This window comes from Shewanella sp. VK101 (genome assembly GCF_056497865.1).
Window position 1 is genome coordinate 2878958 of sequence record NZ_CM151402.1, and the last position, 17175, is coordinate 2896132.

Genomic DNA, 17175 nt, shown 5'->3' on the forward strand with positions numbered 1-17175 from the left:
ATGACTTTTCAGATTGAGGGAACAATCGAGATGCGTGCCAGCCTGCGACAAAAAGTTATCCATGTCTGCCAGCAAAAAATCGCCCAGAAGGGCGAGAATGTTGGCGTCTCCTTCTATGCCTTCTTTGCCAACAAGAATGATGATCCCGAGTTGCTCATGGAGGCAGCTACCTGGTGGATCCAGACCCACAAACTGGATCACTTTGAGAAGGCCCGCAAAATTCTGCAAATGGTGCAAGCCGGGCAATAACCTCAGGGGCTGAGTAGCGCTAACCAGAGCCTAATTAAGCCCATGGATATAAACCATGCAACTGCAGGAAGCACCGGGTAAAGATGGGCGCATCCTGCTCGGCCTGGCTCTCAAAGAGCACCACAACCCGACCCCGGATTGGAAAACCACAAGATATGAACATTGAAACCCCATCCAGTGCCGACTTTGCTGAGCTGCTGCAAGTCTGGGAAGATTCAGTGCGCGCCACCCACGACTTTATCAGCGAAGCCGATATCGCCTTTTTCAAGCCGCTGATCCTCGATAAGGCCTTCCCGGCGGTGACGCTCAGATGTATACGAGATGAGGCCAAAGCCATTGTCGGCTTTCTGGGCGTAGCAGACGACAAGATAGAGATGCTGTTTGTTCACAGCCGGGCTCGCGGCCAAGGCGTAGGCAGTGCCCTGCTCAAGCATGCCATCGAAGACCTCGGCGCCAACTTGGTCGATGTCAATGAGCAAAACCCACAGGCGGTCGAATTCTACCGGCATCAAGGCTTTAAACAGATCTCCCGCTCGGCACTCGATGCCATGGGTAAGCCCTTCCCTATTTTGCATCTGTCGCTTGATACTTCAGCAAAAGGATAACTGATTGATGTCCAAGGAAGATAAGTTAAACAAAAAATATCGCGCACTACCCCGCGGCGCTCGTTGGCACTTAAAGCTGGATGCCGATGGACGAGCCTACTTTATTGGCAGACAGCAAACCCTGGCTACAATCTGGGGCTTTATCATGCTGGTTCCCCTGTCGGCCTCAAGTTTAATGGCTGTGGTGCTGACAGGTAAATCACAGGTATTTCATGCCGTCTCGGCCTTGCTGTTGTTAACCCTGGCAATTGGCTGTTTAGGGGTGAGAAGGCGTTGGCTGTTTGACCCTAAAAGCGCTGAGATTCAAGAATACACCGGCTGGTGGCGTATAAAAGCCAAGCCCCGTAAAACCCTGCCCTACAGTCAACTCTCTATTCATATTACCCCACTGGCGCAAACGCCCAATGGGGTGCAGCTGGTGCTGCTCGGACAGCGCCACACCCTGACAGATATGGCCGAGGCGCTGGCATTGATAGGCTTTTTGCGCGGCTGCGCCGGCCCGCGCGCAGTCAATGAACTTGAAGTCTATGAACTTGAAGTTTATGAAAAAGTCACTGCCTGGCCCGAGTTGAAAGCCGTGCCCTTTGACACAGCTCCAAGCGACTTGGCGCCGGAGGCCAAGAGCCAGGCCGCAAAATCCCCCCATACCGAAACCAAGCCTCTGAAAGCCGCGACTCAAACTGGCCAATCCATCAGTCAGTACCGGCCCATTTGGGAGCAACACCTGATGTGGAAACTGGCACTTCCGCTGCCGCTTTTTGCCCTGCTCGGACTGCTACTGACACGCTTGGGGAGCTGAGCCATGGCGCACTGGAACAAGTACTCCTCACAAAGGGCCGAATTGGTGTTTGGCCGCTGGACCTGGTTAATCGGCCTGCCGCTGGCGGCGCTGACTTTGGCACAGGTGTATTTCGGGCTTAACCCTGAATTGCTGCTCGGTTGGGCCATGGGGGCAACACTCGGCTGGCACGCGTTGTTCTGTCGCCATAAAATCTTGATAGACAAAGATACCTGTGTGCTGGTGCACAGTATTCGCAGTATCTACCCCATAGGGCAACTCAAGGTGCCACTGGCCGAAATCAGCGGATTTTGCCTCTGCCCCCATTTCGGCGAGCCCAGATACTGGGACTTGATCTTGATGCTCAAGGATGGTCAGAGAGTGACCCTGCTGAGACGTAAGGGCAAGGCCGCAATGCAGGAACTGGGTAAAGAGCTGGCCGATGTCAGCGGCCTGGCCTATGACGAAGAGTTCAGAGACTGAATCCCGGCTTGCATGAGCATTGAATAACATTCCTGAAGAACCCAATTGTCAAACTGATACCAGACAAGGAGCCTGTATGTCTGTTTATACTTCACCAAACGCCCAAACTCCGAGCGCCAGCTATAGCGCGGCGGACAAGAAACCCACTATCGCCATAGTGGCTTTCGATGAATTTACCGATATCGATCTGTTTTTGATGTGGGACATAGTGGGCCGCATCCAGAATGATTGGCAGGTCAAGCTGCTCGGCAGCAGCAAAAGTCACAAATCGGCATTGGGTCTTGAGATTGAGATGCAGGGCCATATTCGCGAAGCCAACCAGGCTGATGCCGTGCTGTTTATCAGCGGCAAACAGGGGATCCCGCTGGCGCTGCAAGACCCGGACTTTATCAATACTTTTGAGTTGGATCCCAACAAGCAACTGCTCGGCTCTATCTGCGCCGGTTCCTTTATCCTGCAAAGATTGGGGTTACTGGATTGCCGCGCGGCCACCACGCATCCGGATGCCAAAACGGCATTGCAAAAGACAGGTGCCGAAGTACTGGATGAACCTTTGGTGATAAGAGGCAACATAGCTACCGCCGGTGGCTGCCTGTCGGCCATGTATCTGTGTGCCTGGCTGGCCGAACGCCTGCTCGGTGAAGAGAAACGCCGGGAAATGCTAAGGGAGCTGTTGCCCGCCGGACAACAGCCACAGTTTGAGGCCATTATTGATGCCAGCCTGCAAAGTGCTGCCGAGGCTGCAATCCAAACCGCATGCCAATAACTATTGAGAATAATCGCCTATAGAGGTTCTGTGGCAATAACAGCTTGAGAAATCCGTAGCGCTCCAGTAATTTGGGCCAAGTTTCATTGCTTGGTGCCGTTACCGAGCTTAAGGAGTCGAGATGCAATCTGCACTGGTAAGCAGCGAGTGGTTGGCCGCTCATCTTTCTGATCCCAAGTTGGTCATTTTGGATGCCAGCATGGACAAGGTGATAGGCCGCGAGACGATAGTCTACGATGAGCCCTGCTTTATTGCCGGTGCCCGGCGGCTGGATCTGGAGCGGGAGTGCACAGATCTGCAGTCCAGTGAATTACACGCCCTTCCGAGTCAGGCCCAGTTTACCGAACTGGTGCAGCGGCTTGGCATCGACCAGGACAGCACTGTCGTCATCTATGACAACCAGGGCATCTACTCATCGCCCCGGGGCTGGTGGTGTTTCAAGGTCATGGGCTTTGAGCAGGTGTTTGTTCTCGACGGCGGTCTGCCCAAATGGCTCAAAGAGCAGCGCCCCTGTGCCGACAAGCCGGCGACCGAGTTTCAGCGCGGTAACGCCTGTGGGCAATATCAAGCGGAAAAGGTCTGTAACGCCCTCCAGGTATTGGATACCCTGGCAGGCAAGCAGGCCATGATACTGGATGCCAGGGCCAGTTCACGCTTTCTCGGCCAGAGTCCCGAGCCCAGAGAAGGCGTGCGCAGCGGCCATATTCCCGGCGCCGTGAATCTACCGTTTGCCGAAGTGCTGGATGGCGACAGCCTGAAACCTCAGCCGGCACTGGAGCAGATTTTTCTGCATCTGGGTGCCATGGATGCCAGACGTAGCGGCAAACCTTTGATCTTCAGTTGCGGCTCAGGGATCACCGCCTGTATTTTGATCCTGGCGGCCTATCAGGTACGCCTCGATGCCCTGATACTCTACGATGGCTCCTGGGCCGACTGGGGCAGCAAGGCCCATCTGCCGCTGGCAACAAGTTAAGACCCAAGCCGGTATAAACCAAAGCGGTTAAAAATCAGGGTAGTTAAGAACCATCTCTTGCTTTCAGCACAACGGAAGACGAGCCGCAAACGGTTCTCTAGCTTCAGCTTCACCCTCGAGCTCAATCTCAAGCCTGCTTCCCCAAGCAGGCTTTTTAACATCATAGCCACCCATCAGCTTGACCCTCCCGAATAGAGCTAAGGCTGCTTATGCTTGTCTAAAGAACAGCCTTAAGCCCTTTTCTGACAACGCCACACTTTCTTAAGGCGCCGCAATCTTTCAACCAACATGCTTTTCTTTCACCGCCACAAAGTATACGATTCATATATGTTTTATATATAAAGTGTATTTTTAGTATATGGGAATTATCAAGATCTCCGATGAACTCCATGAGGAGCTGCGCAAGGCCAGCGGCCTGATGGCGCGCTCCATCAACGCCCAGGCGGAATTTTGGATCAAGATGGGCATGCTGGCCGAGCTTAACCCCGACCGGAGTTTTAATGAGCTGATGGCCGAGCTGTATCAGCGGGAAGCCATCAAGGTACCTGGAGTGCAAAATGCTTGAACAAAAAAGAAAAATTCATTTAAAAACTGCAGCTGAAGCCGAGCTGATGCGCCGCTCAGGCGCCCTGCTTGCCAAGGTATTTGCCATGTTGGACGACTTTGTTGTTCCCGGCATCTCGACCATGGCCATCAACGACAGAGTAGAAGACTTTATCGTCAACGAACTTAAGGCGCGTCCGGCCAGCAAGGGCCAATACGGCTATGCCTATGTGCTCAACAGTTCGGTCAATGAAGTCGTGTGTCACGGGGTTCCGTCGGAGCAGCAGTTGCTGAAGGCCAGCGATATTGTCAATCTGGATATTACCCTCGAAAAAGATGGCTTTATTGCCGACTCCAGCAAGATGTACCTGATGCCACAGGCATCGCCTTTGGCCAAACGCCTGGTACAGGCCACTTATGAAGCCATGTTGCGAGGGATCAGGATGGTCAGGCCCGGTGCCCGCCTCGGGGATATTGGCCATGCGATTCAGCAATATGCCGAATCCCAGGGCTACAGTGTGGTCAGGGAATACTGTGGTCATGGCATAGGGCGCGAGATGCACGAAGAGCCCCAGGTGCTGCACTATGGCCGCGCTGCCAGCGGCCTGGAACTGCGAGCCGGTATGTGTTTTACCATAGAGCCGATGATCAACCAGGGCGGCGCCAAAATAAAGACCAAGAAAGATGGCTGGACAGTAGTGACCCGGGATAAAAAACTCTCGGCCCAGTGGGAGCACACCATACTGGTGACAGATACCGGCTATGAAGTGTTGACCCTCAGAGATGAAGAGTGCTGAACCACAGCGCTCATCCCAAACGCTTACGGAACCTCAATGAAGCGAGCAACACGCCTCCCAGGGTGAACGCCCCCAGCCAAAAGGCATCTTTAGCCAACATCAGAATATCGGCCTCACGCAGGACTATGGCGCGCACCATACGCATAAAGTGGGTCGCCGGCAGCGCTTCGGCAATCCACTGCGCCGCAATTGGCATAGCTTCATAAGGAAACATAAAACCTGACAACAAAATAGAGGGCAGCAGGATAAATACCGTCAGTTGCATCGCCTGCAATTGAGTCCTGGCAATGGTGCTGATCACCAGGCCCAGACTGAGGCTGGCAAAGATAAACAGCAAAGAGGCCAGCAACAAGCTGTCCAGACCGCCGCGCACCGGCACACCGAACAGGAAGTGGCCCACGCTGAGGATAATACTCACCTGAATAAGCCCCACCAGCACATAGGGGATGATTTTCCCCACCATCAGCTCCATGGGTTTGACCGGAGTGGTGATCAGAAACTCCATATTGCCTTGCTCTCTTTCCCTGACAATGGCGGCGGAGGTGAACATGATCATTGTCATGGTCAAAATCACCGCCAGCAAGCCGGGCACTATGTTAACCACAGTGCGCTGCTCCGGGTTGAAATACTGCACCACCTCAAAGCTTGGCACCCGGTTTTGGCTGCTGAAACCGGCCACCTCATCCAGCGGCATGCTTCTCAGGCTACGAATCGCGGCGGCGATAACCGTATCCGAGCCATCCACCAGCCACTGGGCCACGGGCCGGGTAAGCTGGCTGTCGCTTTGACGACGGTCGAAGGCTGGATGATTCACCAGACGGGCATTGAGATCCGCCGGCAAATAGAGCACGGCGCGCACTTCTCCCGAGGTGATGGCCGCCTCGGCCTGTTCGATAGAGGCGTATTTTGCCTTGAAGTCCACCACCTGGGTGGCCTTTACCGCCTGCACCAAGGCCCGGCTGTAGCTGCTGGCGGACATATCCACCAATCCGGCGGGCAGATGCCTGGCATCGGTATTGATGGCGTAGCCAAACAGCAGCAGCTGCACCAGAGGGATCATCACTATCATGCCGAAGGTCATCCTATCCCGCGACAGCTGCCTGAGCTCCTTGAGCATGATTGCCAATATCCTAGCCCACATGTCGACCTCCGGTGCAGGATACAAACACATCTTCGAGACTGGGGCGCGCCATGGCGAGCTTGCGCCCATCGCAATAGGGGCTGAGAAAGGCGATGGGATCTGTGGCATCACGCCGCACCAACACCCTGAGCCGGGTGCCTACCTGAGCGGCAGAAACAACCTCAGGCAAGGCCACCAACTGCTGCTTGAGCGCCCTGAGCTGCTCACCGCTCACTTCCACCACGCTGGCGCCCATCTGCTGCATCAGTTCGGCCGGGGAGCCATCGGCCCGCTTGGCGCCGCGCTCAAGGATTGCCAATGCATGGCAGCGCTCCGCCTCGTCCATGTAATGGGTTGACACCAAAATAGTGGTCCCGGCGGCGCAGAGATCGAACAGCCGCTCCCAAAACTCGCGGCGGTTTTCCGGATCGACCGCCGAGGTGGGTTCATCGAGAAACAACAGCTCGGGGGAGTGCAGTGTGGCGCAGGCCAGTGCCAGACGCTGCTTCTGACCACCACTCATGGAGCCGGCCAACTGAGACTCCCTGCCCTCCAAGCTATATAGATGCAGTAGCTCTTCGATGCGCGCCTTGCCGCGGCGGCCGAACAGGCCATAAATACTGGCAACAAATCTGAGGTTCTCCAGCACAGACAGATTATCGTAGAGAGAGAACTTCTGGGTCATATAACCTATACGTTGCTTGAGCCTCTCTTCGTTACCGGCAAGCGGCTTTCCCAATACGGTCACCTCACCGGCATCCGGCAACAACAGGCCGGTAAGCAGCCGAATCGCAGTGGACTTGCCGCAACCGTTGGGGCCGAGAAAGCCGTAAATGCTGCCACGGGGAATGGCGAGACTGAGATTATCCACCGCGGTCAACTCACCAAAGCGCCGGGTCAGCCCATGAGCTTCAATGACCAGGGGAGTTTGAATGGCCGAAGAAGCACCGGCATCAGCTGACTGAGTCATGGCAGTCGTACCTCCAGCGCCAGCCCTGAGGGCAGAGACTCGGCGCCCTCGACATCGATATCCGTCAGATACATCAATCTGGCACGATCGCGCTCATTAAGGGCATAAAACGGAGTAAAGGCAGGTTGGGAACGGATATTTCTGACAGTGCCTTTGAGCGGCTGCTCCACCCCATCGACCCAGACCTCCAGCTTGTCGCCGCGGGAAAGCTTACTGATGGCCGTTTGCGGCAGATAGACTCTGGCATAGGGTTTATCCAGTGCCAAAAGCGCGACAAGTTGAGTGCCCTGAGCCACTCGATCGCCCCTCTTCCAGGGCAATATGTCCACCTCTGATGCCAGCGGCGCCCTGAGACTGAGGTCGTCCAAGGCTTTCTCCTCGGCCTTGAGCGCCGCCGCTGCGGCAGCCACTCTGGCTTCGGCCTGGGCCAGTTGTTCGCTGCGGGTACCGTTTTCCAGTTGCAGCCAGTGTTCATTGGCCTGCTCGACCAAGGCCTTGGTGTGATCCCGCTCGGCGATGGCCGCATCCAACTCCGCCTGCCCCACCACTTTGGCGGCAAACAGCTCGCGGGTGCGCTGATATCTGAGTCTGGCTTCGGTCGCGGCTGCCGTTGCCGCCTCTATGGCGGCTCTGGCCGCCCGCCGCTCTTCTACCCTGGCGCCTTGTTGCAGCTCATTGAGCCTGGCGCCGGCCTCAGCCAATTCGGCACGGCGCTGTGCCACTCTGGCTGCCGCGCTGCGGCTGTCCAATTGCAGCAACAACTGCCCCGCCTCGACCTTGTCACCCTCGGCCACATGGATATCGGCTATTTGCTCGGCAACGGGGGCTGAAAGCTGGATACGATCCCGCTCCAGTGTACCCATGGCACGGCTTTCACCGTTGTCGCCACAAGCTTGCAACAGCAATAGTGTCGCTGTCAGTATCAGGGATATCTTGTTCATTGGGGTTCCTCACAGCCTGGGGTGGCGGCAATATCCTGGCGCAATAAGCCTTGATGCAGGACTTTGGCATTGTGCTCTGCCAGCTGTTTGAGCCAGGTTTCATTCAATTCGACACCGAAATCCCGCATCAGATGGGCCGGGGCGATCAGCGGAAACACCATCAGGCTGACAAAACTCAGCCGCGCCAAGGTAGGGTCCAGGTTGGGATTAAGGCCTTGATCTTGCCCAAGCTGGCGGATCCACAGCCTCGAGCGGCTGAGCATGTCACTGAATACGCTGGCAAGGGCATCGAAGGCTTCACTGCCTTCTCTGTGATTCAACACCTGGATGATAAGCCCGGGCAAGGCCGGGTTGGCAGCCATGGCGCGGTAATAGACCTGCATCAGCTCAAATGGCCCGCCAAAACCTGGCTCGGGTCTTTTCTTGCTCGAATCAAGACTCATCTTGCTGGGCTCAAGGCTGTTATTACCAAGCTCAAGGCGGCTATTGCTGGGCTCAGGGCTGTTTGCAGAGCCCTCACTGGCAGATTGATGACTTTGCGCGGCATTGTAATGTTTGAAGGCTTCCAGCACTGGAGCGATTGTGTCTCTGACCATGGCCTCAAACAGGCCTGCCTTGGAGCCGAAGTAATAACGGATCATCGCCGCATCCACTCCCGCCTTGCGCGCCAACTCTCGGGTGGAAACCCGCTCATACCCCTTCAGGGTAAAGCAACTGCGCGCGGCTTCTATCAAAGCATCCCTGGCCCCTGAATGGCCTTTAGGACGACCGGCTGTGGCTTTCATCCCCTGCTCCTCAAAAATTCCTCTTGTGATGAATATACTCAGTTTAGTGCTTATATGGCAGTGAGTTAATTCTCCATTCGTGCCTATGTTGGGGAATTTAGTCGGCCCAGTTAAGAGGATATTTGAGCAAGCTTGCTCCACCGTCTTCGACTCCCGTCCTTTACCTCTCCGCCGACGGAGCCAATGGGAATTCCGTCACTCTTGAGCAAATCGCTCTCAACTCAGCCACTCTCAAATCAGTCGCTCCCAATGCTGTAAATGCCGTCTTTATCCGACCAATTTATGGTTATCGGTACAGGCTTCTAATCAGACCAGTTACATCTTTACACAAATCAATTGAGAATCATTTGCATTTGTATTTGAGTGCATGCTAATTTGTCGCCGCTGTCGTTGAGAAACGGATGACAGCAAAAAAGGAATGGCCCAGGGAAAGGCCGAAGTAGTTCCTGTCCCTGGGTGACTTGTCATTGATGACTGACCTCATGTCAGTCGCAAAGGAGGCAAAAGTGACACACCCCAGCATGGAGCCTGAACAGGCGAGCAATGACCCGAGCTATGATGCCGCCGGCCACCTGCCGTTCGCTCCCCACACTGAACTCTTTGGTATCGCACCCGAACACCACTACTCCCGCTTGATGCTACTGGGCATGGATACCCTGAAACACCGCCTTGAACGGCTGGATGGCCCCAGCAGTGGCATTCGCCCCGAAGAGCTGCAAAGCGCATTTTCCGATATCAATCTCGACCGTCCCCTCGGGGACATGAAGCAAGTTCTGGCCGAACTGGACAAGCTCTATCTCAGCCACGCCATCTACTTCCAACACCCTGATTATCTGGCCCACCTCAACTGCCCTGTAATGCTCACATCCTTGTTGGCCGAGCAGTTGAGTTCTGCCATCAATACTGCGGTGGAAACCTGGGATCAGAGCGCCGGCGGGACTCTGATTGAACAGAAGGTTATCGACTGGGCCTGCGAGCGCGTGGGATATCAAGGATTTGCCGACGGTGTCTTCACTACCGGCGGCACCCAGTCCAACCTGATGGCGCTGCTGCTTGCCAGAGAGTTGGCCGGCAGCCTTGAGCCGGGTCACAGAGGCAATGTTCTGGCCGGCCTGGCTGCCAATGCCCGCCGCTACCGCATTCTCTGCTCTGAATTCAGCCATTTCAGCATTCAAAAGGCAGCCGCACTTTTAGGGTTGGGACACGAGGCGGTGGTGAGTGTCGGTTGTGATGCCAATCGGCGCATGGATCCCAAGGCGCTGGCGGGCAAACTCCGGCAGCTCAAAGCGGCAGGACTGATCCCCATCGCCGTGGTCGCTACCGCAGGGACCACTGACTTTGGCGCCATAGATCCCATAGCGCCCATCGCCGCCCTTTGCCGCAAGTTCGGCTGTTATCTGCATGTGGATGCGGCCTACGGCGGCGCCTTGTTGCTGTCACGCACTCAGCGCCAACGCCTCGAAGGCATAGAGTTGGCCGACTCTGTCAGCCTGGATTTCCATAAGTCCTTCTTCCAGCCCGTGTGCTGCTCGGCACTGTTGGTCAAGGACAAAGGCGTGCTCGGTTACCTCACCTACCATGCCGATTACCTCAACCCTGAGTCCCAGGCCCAGGCCGGAGTGCCGGATCTGGTCAACAAGAGCCTGCAAACCACACGCAGGTTTGATGCCCTCAAGCTGTGGCTGAGCCTGAGAGCCGCCGGGCCGGATGCCATAGGCGAAATGTTCGACACCCTGATTGCCACCACAGCCGAGCTTTATGAAAGCTTTAGCCGTTTCCCCGAGTTGCAGACGGCGCAGCGCCCGTCGCTGACTACCCTGGTGTTTCGCTTCAACGACCCGGCACTCGGCAGCGCCGAATTGGATGAATGCAATCGCCATATCCGTGCCCGTCTGGCCCGTGAAGGCCGCGCCATGATTGCAGCGACCAAGGTGGCCGGCAGCCAATATCTCAAGTTTACCCTGCTCAACCCTCACACCCGTCTCGAGGATATCGAAGCCGTATTAACCGACATCTGCAAAATCGGTCGCGAGCAGGCCCGTCACTACAAGACCAGCGCGCTTTGCAGCGCCTGAGGAGGAACTGATGCAAACCAAAGTCTACGATATCCTGGGCATAGGGATAGGCCCCTTTAACCTGAGCCTGGCGGCCCTAGCCGAGCCGCTTGACGGTCTTGAGTGTCTGTTTGTCGATGCCGGCGCCGGTTTCGACTGGCATCCCGGCATGTTGCTGGAATCGTCCAGATTGCAGACCCCTGTCATGTCGGATCTGGTGACCATGGCCGATCCCACCAGCCGCTACAGCTATTTGAACTTCGCCAAACAAACCGGCCGACTCTACAGTTTCTATATTCGCGAAAGCTTCTTCCTGCCGCGGCAGGAATATAATCTCTACTGCCAATGGGTCTGCGCCGAGCTGAGTAACCTTAAATTCAATTTCAAGGTCACCCGGGTCAGTTTCGATGCCGAAACCGACACCTATCTGGTCAAAGGGCAGGACAGAATCAGTGGCCAAGAGCAGAGCCTGCGCGCCCGTCACCTGGTGCTGGGAACCGGTACCCAACCCTGGATGCCCCACTTCTGCCCCGGCGCCGACAAGCGAGTACTGCACTCGGCCAACTATCTGCACCGTAAACAGGCGCTGCAGAGCCAAAATGACATCACCATAGTCGGCAGTGGCCAAAGCGCGGCAGAGATCTTCGAAGATCTGCTGCTGGATATCGACAAATACGGTTATCGCCTGCGCTGGCTCACCCGCTCGCCAAGATTCTTCCCGCTTGAGTACACCAAGCTGACTCTGGAGATGACCTCGCCGGAATATATCGACTATTTCCACGCCCTGCCCGAGGCGCAGCGCCGCGAACTTATCGGCTCACAGAAGAGCCTCTATAAGGGGATCAACGCCGATCTGATCAACAGCATCTATGATCTGCTTTACCAAAAACGCCTGCACTGTGACTTTGATGTACAGCTGCTGACCAACACGGCACTGCAAAGCGTTCACAGCGACGGACAGCAACTGCTGCTGGGTTGCAGACATACAGAGCTTGAACAGGAGTTCGAGCTGACCAGTTCGGCACTGGTGATGGCCACCGGCTACTGCTACCAATTGCCGGACTTTCTCGAGCCGCTCCACTTGCAGCTGCTGTTCGATCAAAAGGGCGATCCCGATGTCCAGCGTCATTATCACATAGACAAGGCCGGGCGAATTTTTGTTCAGAACCTGGGGCTGCACACCCACGGGCTGTGTTCGCCGGATCTGGGAATGGGCTGCTATCGCAACGCCACCATATTGCGGCAGATCCTGGGCAAAGCACCTTACGAGATAGAGCAACAAATTGCCTTCCAGAGCTTTGGTATTCCCAAGCAAGACACCAGTGCGCCCAAACGCCGGCAAAGCAGCAATCAAGCTTTGCAGCGGGAGGCCAGCTGATGGCCTCTCAAACAGCAGTTAATCCGGCTGCCGACACAGCCGGCTTCAGCGCCAGATACGGCTTTGCGCCGGGCAAGCGCCTCAAGGTCAACGACTTTGATTTTTGTGCCTATCGGGAAAGCGAGCACTTTGACACCCTGAGCGACTGGCTCGGCCGCGACTATGCCGCCTTCTGGGGTATGCAATCCTTAACGCCCACCGAGCGCCGCGTTGAGCTCGCCCCCACTGCAGATAAGTTTGGCCTGATGGCCTATCGCGACGCAGAGCCTGTGCTCTATACCGAGCTGTACGATCCCCGCTTTGATGAAGTGGGCAAACACTTTGACTGCCAACACGGCGATTGCGGCATGCATTTGCTGCTGGCTCCTCCCACTAAGCCGCAGCGCGGTTTCAGCCGCCAGGCCATCACTGCTGTGGTGTCTCTGATACTGCAGCATCTGGGCTTTGCCCGCCTGGTGGTAGAGCCGGATATCAACAACCAAAAGATTCACCCGCTGAACCGTGCGGTAGGCATCTGCTACAGCCACGCCATTCAACTCGAAAACAAACAAGCCATGCTGGGTTTTTGCACCCTGCCTGGGTTCAGTGCCGCACTGGCAACAGGAGCCACACAATGACAGCATCCATTATCGAACAGACCCGTCTCAGCCATCTGACGCCTGCCATCTGGAACCAGGCGAGCCGCCATCTGCTGGCGAAAATTCTCAGTGAATTCAGTCATGAAAAGCTAATAGCGCCAGAGCTGTTATTGCCAGCAGAGGCAGAGCAAGAGGCCTGTTGGCAGCTCAAGCTGGATACCCGGGATGGTCAGCTCTGCTACCGCTTCAGCGGTCGCCGTTATCAGCTGGATCACCTGCAGATAGCGCCGGATTCCATCGAGTGTTTCAAAGATGGCGAGCAGCAACAGCCGGACGCCATGCTGCTTATCATCGCCCTCAAGGAGAGACTCGGCATAAGCGATGCATTGCTGCCCACTTATCTTGAAGAGATCACCAGCACCCTCTACAGCAAGGCCTTCAAACTTCTGTGGCAGGCAAAGCCGGTGCAGGAGCTGGTGGATTGCGACTATCAGCAGATAGAAGCGGCCATGACCGAAGGCCATCCTGTGTTTGTCGCCAACAACGGCCGCATAGGTTTTGATGTCGATGACTGGAGGGCCTTTACGCCGGAGAGCGGCCAACCGTTGCAACTCGAGTGGCTGGCGGTCAGCAGTGAACATACCAGCCTGGCGCTGATAGCCGGGCTCGACTATCGCCAACTGCTGCAAGATGAGTTGGGCGATGCTTTGTTGCTCAGATTTGAGCAGAAGATCCGGCAACAGGGCAAAAACCCGGACGATTATTTTCTGATGCCCGTTCATCCATGGCAGTGGCGCGAAAAGATCAGCCGCATATTTGCCGCCGATCTGGCCCGTGACCGCCTCATTCACCTGGGACAAGGCCGTGATGAATATCAGGTGCAGCAATCCATCCGCACCTTCTTCAACCTGAGCCAACCCAAGCGCTGTTACGTGAAGACGGCGCTGTCGATTCTCAATATGGGCTTTATGCGGGGTTTATCGCCCTACTACATGAGCCGAACCCCGGAGATCAATGCCTTTGTCGCCGAGCTTATCGACAGCGACCCTTTCTTTGCCAATCAAAGATTTGTGCTGCTCAGGGAAATCGCCGCCATAGGCTATCACCACAGATACTATGAGCAGGCGCTGGAGAAAGACACCCCCTACAAGAAGATGCTCTCGGCACTGTGGCGTGAAAGCCCTTATGCTCTCAGTTTCCAGGGCGAGCCTTTGGTAAAACCCGGACAGCAACTGATGACCCTGGCGGCCCTGCTGCACCAGGACAATCAGCAGCAGAGCCTGCTGGCGGCGCTTATTAAAGCATCCCCCCTGAGCGCCCACGACTGGATGAGCCGGCTGCTGGATCTCTACCTTACCCCCTTGCTGCACGCCTTCTTTGCCTACGATCTGGTGTTTATGCCCCATGGCGAGAACCTTATTCTGGTGCTGGATGACAAGGTGCCTGTCACCATACTGATGAAGGACATAGGCGAAGAAGTCGCAATTCTCAACGGCAGTGCGCCGCTGCCGGGACGAGTGGCGCAACTGGCGGTCTCACTCGAAGAGGAGATGAAACTCAACTACATACTGCTGGATATTTTCGACTGTATCTTCCGCTTTATGGCGCCGCTGCTCGATAGCCACACCAGCCTGAGTGAACAGGGATTCTGGGCTCTGGTGGCTGGAAAGGTCCGTGATTATCAGGCCTCCCACCCCCAGTTTGCCGATAAGTATCGCCGCTACGATCTGTTCCAGCCGACCTTTGTCCGTACCTGCCTGAACCGGATCAAACTCAATAACAACCAGCAGATGATAGATCTCGAAGACAGGGAGAAGAACCTGCGCTTTGCCGGCGATATCGACAATCCGCTGCACCCCTTTGCCGCCAGCCACAGCTTTGGCATTACATCAACCCAGACCGAGCGTCTTGCAGACCCGGCCTTATAACCCTTCCAGGAAGTAACAGGAAATGGATATTAATATGCAAACCCTTAATGGCTTCAAACCGACTCCCATCGCCCTTCTCTGCTCTGTGCTATTGAGCGCCCCGGCGTTCGCCGCCGACAAGAGTGAGGCCCATGAGAAAGAGATGGAGGTACTGACAATCGTCGGTGCCAAAGACAAAACCGCAAGCTACAAGGCGAGCGACATGAGCACGGCCACCGGCATGAAGCTGTCGTTTCTCGAAACGCCGCAGTCTGTCACAGCCGTCACCGCCAAGGCCATTGAAGATCAGCAGCTCAACTCTGTCATTGATGTCATGACCAGTGTCGCCGGGATCAACGCCCGCCCTTCGGACAACGACAGATACTCCATCAGCGCCCGCGGGATCTCGGTCAGCAGCATTCTCTATGATGGTGTGGCAACCACCTATGACACCCGTTTCAACTATGGCGACAACCTGATGGACAGCGCCCTTTACGAACGCATCGAAGTGGTACGCGGTGCCACCGGCTTGATGCTGGGTGCCGGTAGCCCTTCCGCCGCCATCAATTTGGTGCGAAAACGGCCCACTGCCGAGTTTCAAGGCAGCGTCAGCCTGAGCAGCGGCTCCTGGGACATGCTGCGCGGTGTGGTCGATCTCTCCGGTGGCCTCAATCAGGATGCCAGCATCCGTGGCCGGGTGGTGCTGGCCTATCAGGACAGGGAGAACTGGCAACACAGATATGAGCAGCAGCGGCAAACCCTGTATGGCATCCTGGAGGCTGATTTAGGAGCCAATACTCTGCTGACCCTGGGCAGTGATTTCCAGCATACCAGGCCGGAAGGCACCATGTCCGGCGGCTTGCCGCTGTTTGACAGTGATGGCAACCGCACCAATTACGACCGCCATGTATCCACCGCCCCCAGTTGGGCCTCCGCCAAGACAGATGCGCTCAACAGCTTTGTGACTCTGGAGCATCATTTCAGTTCAGACTGGACCCTTAAAGGCAGCTATATCTATGGCGACAACAGCCTGGAGTTTGATGTGCTCTGGCCCATGAAAAATCCGGATCCCGTCACCAATGAAGGCATGGTCCCCGGCTCTTTGGCCTTTATCGACGGCAGTCGCACTCAGCACACCTTTGATCTCAAGCTGTCCGGCAATTTCAATGCCTTTGGCCGCAACCATCAACTGGTGGCCGGTGCCAATCAACAAAAACAGGATTTTGCCAACCCCTACTATGGCGCACTCGGCGCCAGGCCACCTCTGGGAGACTTCCGCCAACCCGGCTTTGATTACCCAAAGCCGCAATGGAGCGACAAGGTGCTCTACGGCTCCTGGGGTGAAACCAAGCAACAATCTGTCTATGTCGCTTCCCAACTTGAGCTGACCGATGCCCTGTCCATGGTGCTCGGTGGCCGCCTGGATAACTGGGAGACAGATCAGGATAACTTTGGTGCCAAACACGACTATAAGGTCGATGGTGAGTTCACCGGCTACCTGGGACTGACCTATGCCCTGAGCGATGAATATGCCCTTTATGCCAACTACACGGACATTTTTACTCCGCAAAATAAGGTTCAGGCCGATGGCCGTTACCTGGACCCCATCAAGGGCAGCAACTATGAGGCCGGGATCAAGGCCAGCCTGTTCGATGAGGCGCTGGACTTGTCACTGGCCGCCTTTGAGATCCGTCAGGACAATGTTGGTGAGCGAACCGGCGAAAGCCTGCCCAACAGCACTATCCCTATTTATCTCAGTGTCGACGGCACCAAGACCCGGGGTTTCGAGTTTGAGGTCAACGGCTCCATCAATGACAACTGGGATCTTTACCTGGGCTACACCCAGTTTGATACCGAAAATCCCCAAGGGCAAAAGATCAACACCACCAACCCGGAGCGGCAGCTCAAACTCTTTACCACTTATGAATTTGATGGCTGGCTTCACGGATTGCAGCTGGGCGCCGGAGTCAACTGGCAGAGCCGCATCTATAGCCAAGTCTCAAAACCGGACGGGAAAAAGGTTGAAGTGGAACAAGGCAGCTATGCCCTGGTGAAGTTGATGGCGAGATACAAGTTCAATGAACAATTGAGCCTGAGGGCCAATCTGGATAACGCGCTCGACAAGAGTTATTACAGCCAGCTCGGCTTCTATGACCAATACCAGTACGGCGCGCCGCGTAACTTCAGCGTCACCCTGGACTACCGTTTCTGAGCCGCGTTATGCCGTGAAATTATCCATCATAAGGAG

17 protein-coding genes are annotated in these 17175 nt (G+C 55.8%); 13 read left to right on the forward strand and 4 right to left on the reverse strand.

Translation table 11 applies throughout. The features are described 5' to 3' along the window. Window positions 1-30: 30 nt before the first annotated feature. The 8 genes from ACSHSR_RS12945 to map all read left to right on the forward strand — a co-directional run bounded on the left by ACSHSR_RS12945 (window position 31) and on the right by map (window position 5194). The gene (locus ACSHSR_RS12945; protein ID WP_028780256.1) at window positions 31-249 is read left to right on the forward strand and encodes a DUF6500 family protein; all 219 of its coding nucleotides are present in this window, start codon (window positions 31-33) and stop codon (window positions 247-249) included. 155 nt (window positions 250-404) lie between these two features. Next, the gene (locus ACSHSR_RS12950) at window positions 405-854 is read left to right on the forward strand and encodes a GNAT family N-acetyltransferase (protein ID WP_107111316.1); all 450 of its coding nucleotides are present in this window, start codon (window positions 405-407) and stop codon (window positions 852-854) included. A 7-nt stretch (window positions 855-861) separates the two neighbouring features. After that, complete coding sequence (locus ACSHSR_RS12955; RefSeq protein ID WP_208157654.1) at window positions 862-1653, forward strand: hypothetical protein; 792 nt, start codon at window positions 862-864, stop codon at window positions 1651-1653. Window positions 1654-1656: 3 nt separating this feature from the next. Continuing rightward, window positions 1657-2115 (forward strand): hypothetical protein, encoded by a 459-nt coding sequence (locus tag ACSHSR_RS12960; RefSeq protein WP_025010679.1) that lies wholly within the window; start codon window positions 1657-1659, stop codon window positions 2113-2115. A 76-nt stretch (window positions 2116-2191) separates the two neighbouring features. Continuing rightward, window positions 2192-2881, forward strand: coding sequence for a DJ-1/PfpI family protein (locus ACSHSR_RS12965; protein WP_025886769.1), 690 nt, complete (start codon window positions 2192-2194; stop codon window positions 2879-2881). A gap of 121 nt (window positions 2882-3002) precedes the next feature. Next, window positions 3003-3854, forward strand: coding sequence for a sulfurtransferase (locus ACSHSR_RS12970; RefSeq protein ID WP_109247625.1), 852 nt, complete (start codon window positions 3003-3005; stop codon window positions 3852-3854). A 358-nt stretch (window positions 3855-4212) separates the two neighbouring features. Continuing rightward, window positions 4213-4419, forward strand: a complete 207-nt coding sequence (locus ACSHSR_RS12975) for a ParD-like family protein (protein ID WP_025886768.1) — start codon at window positions 4213-4215, stop codon at window positions 4417-4419. Beyond that, entirely contained in the window at window positions 4412-5194 is a 783-nt protein-coding gene (gene map, locus ACSHSR_RS12980; RefSeq protein WP_208157653.1) for a type I methionyl aminopeptidase, read from the forward strand. Before ACSHSR_RS12975 ends, map begins: the two co-directional genes overlap by 8 nt. 10 nt (window positions 5195-5204) lie before the next feature. On the opposite strand, the gene ACSHSR_RS12985 is transcribed toward map, so the two are convergent. The 4 genes from ACSHSR_RS12985 to ACSHSR_RS13000 are packed head-to-tail and all read right to left on the reverse strand — an operon-like array spanning window position 5205 to window position 9010. Further along, complete coding sequence (locus ACSHSR_RS12985; protein WP_156019894.1) at window positions 5205-6335, reverse strand: ABC transporter permease; 1131 nt, start codon at window positions 6333-6335, stop codon at window positions 5205-5207. Beyond that, window positions 6325-7284, reverse strand: coding sequence for an ABC transporter ATP-binding protein (locus ACSHSR_RS12990; RefSeq protein WP_208157652.1), 960 nt, complete (start codon window positions 7282-7284; stop codon window positions 6325-6327). Before ACSHSR_RS12990 ends, ACSHSR_RS12985 begins: the two co-directional genes overlap by 11 nt. Beyond that, window positions 7281-8225, reverse strand: coding sequence for an HlyD family secretion protein (locus ACSHSR_RS12995; protein ID WP_208221603.1), 945 nt, complete (start codon window positions 8223-8225; stop codon window positions 7281-7283). Before ACSHSR_RS12995 ends, ACSHSR_RS12990 begins: the two co-directional genes overlap by 4 nt. Then, window positions 8222-9010 carry a TetR/AcrR family transcriptional regulator gene (locus ACSHSR_RS13000; protein ID WP_301561380.1) on the reverse strand — a complete coding sequence of 263 codons (789 nt, stop codon included), beginning with the start codon at window positions 9008-9010 and terminating at the stop codon, window positions 8222-8224. The genes ACSHSR_RS12995 and ACSHSR_RS13000 overlap by 4 nt, the downstream gene beginning before the upstream one ends. Before the next feature lie 506 nt (window positions 9011-9516). Here ACSHSR_RS13000 and ACSHSR_RS13005 point away from each other — a divergent pair. From ACSHSR_RS13005 to ACSHSR_RS13025, 5 genes are read left to right on the forward strand one after another with little or no spacing between them, the layout of a single operon-like run. Beyond that, window positions 9517-11085, forward strand: a complete 1569-nt coding sequence (locus ACSHSR_RS13005; protein WP_479630814.1) for a pyridoxal phosphate-dependent decarboxylase family protein — start codon at window positions 9517-9519, stop codon at window positions 11083-11085. Window positions 11086-11095: 10 nt separating this feature from the next. Further along, the gene (locus ACSHSR_RS13010) at window positions 11096-12442 is read left to right on the forward strand and encodes a lysine N(6)-hydroxylase/L-ornithine N(5)-oxygenase family protein (RefSeq protein ID WP_479630815.1); all 1347 of its coding nucleotides are present in this window, start codon (window positions 11096-11098) and stop codon (window positions 12440-12442) included. Beyond that, entirely contained in the window at window positions 12442-13059 is a 618-nt protein-coding gene (locus ACSHSR_RS13015; RefSeq protein WP_096141290.1) for a GNAT family N-acetyltransferase, read from the forward strand. The genes ACSHSR_RS13010 and ACSHSR_RS13015 overlap by 1 nt, the downstream gene beginning before the upstream one ends. Then, window positions 13056-14948: an IucA/IucC family protein gene (locus tag ACSHSR_RS13020; protein ID WP_479630816.1), complete on the forward strand. Its 1893-nt coding sequence runs from the start codon at window positions 13056-13058 to the stop codon at window positions 14946-14948. The genes ACSHSR_RS13015 and ACSHSR_RS13020 overlap by 4 nt, the downstream gene beginning before the upstream one ends. 34 nt (window positions 14949-14982) lie before the next feature. Continuing rightward, window positions 14983-17139 carry a TonB-dependent siderophore receptor gene (locus ACSHSR_RS13025; RefSeq protein ID WP_479630817.1) on the forward strand — a complete coding sequence of 719 codons (2157 nt, stop codon included), beginning with the start codon at window positions 14983-14985 and terminating at the stop codon, window positions 17137-17139. Window positions 17140-17175: the final 36 nt, after the last annotated feature.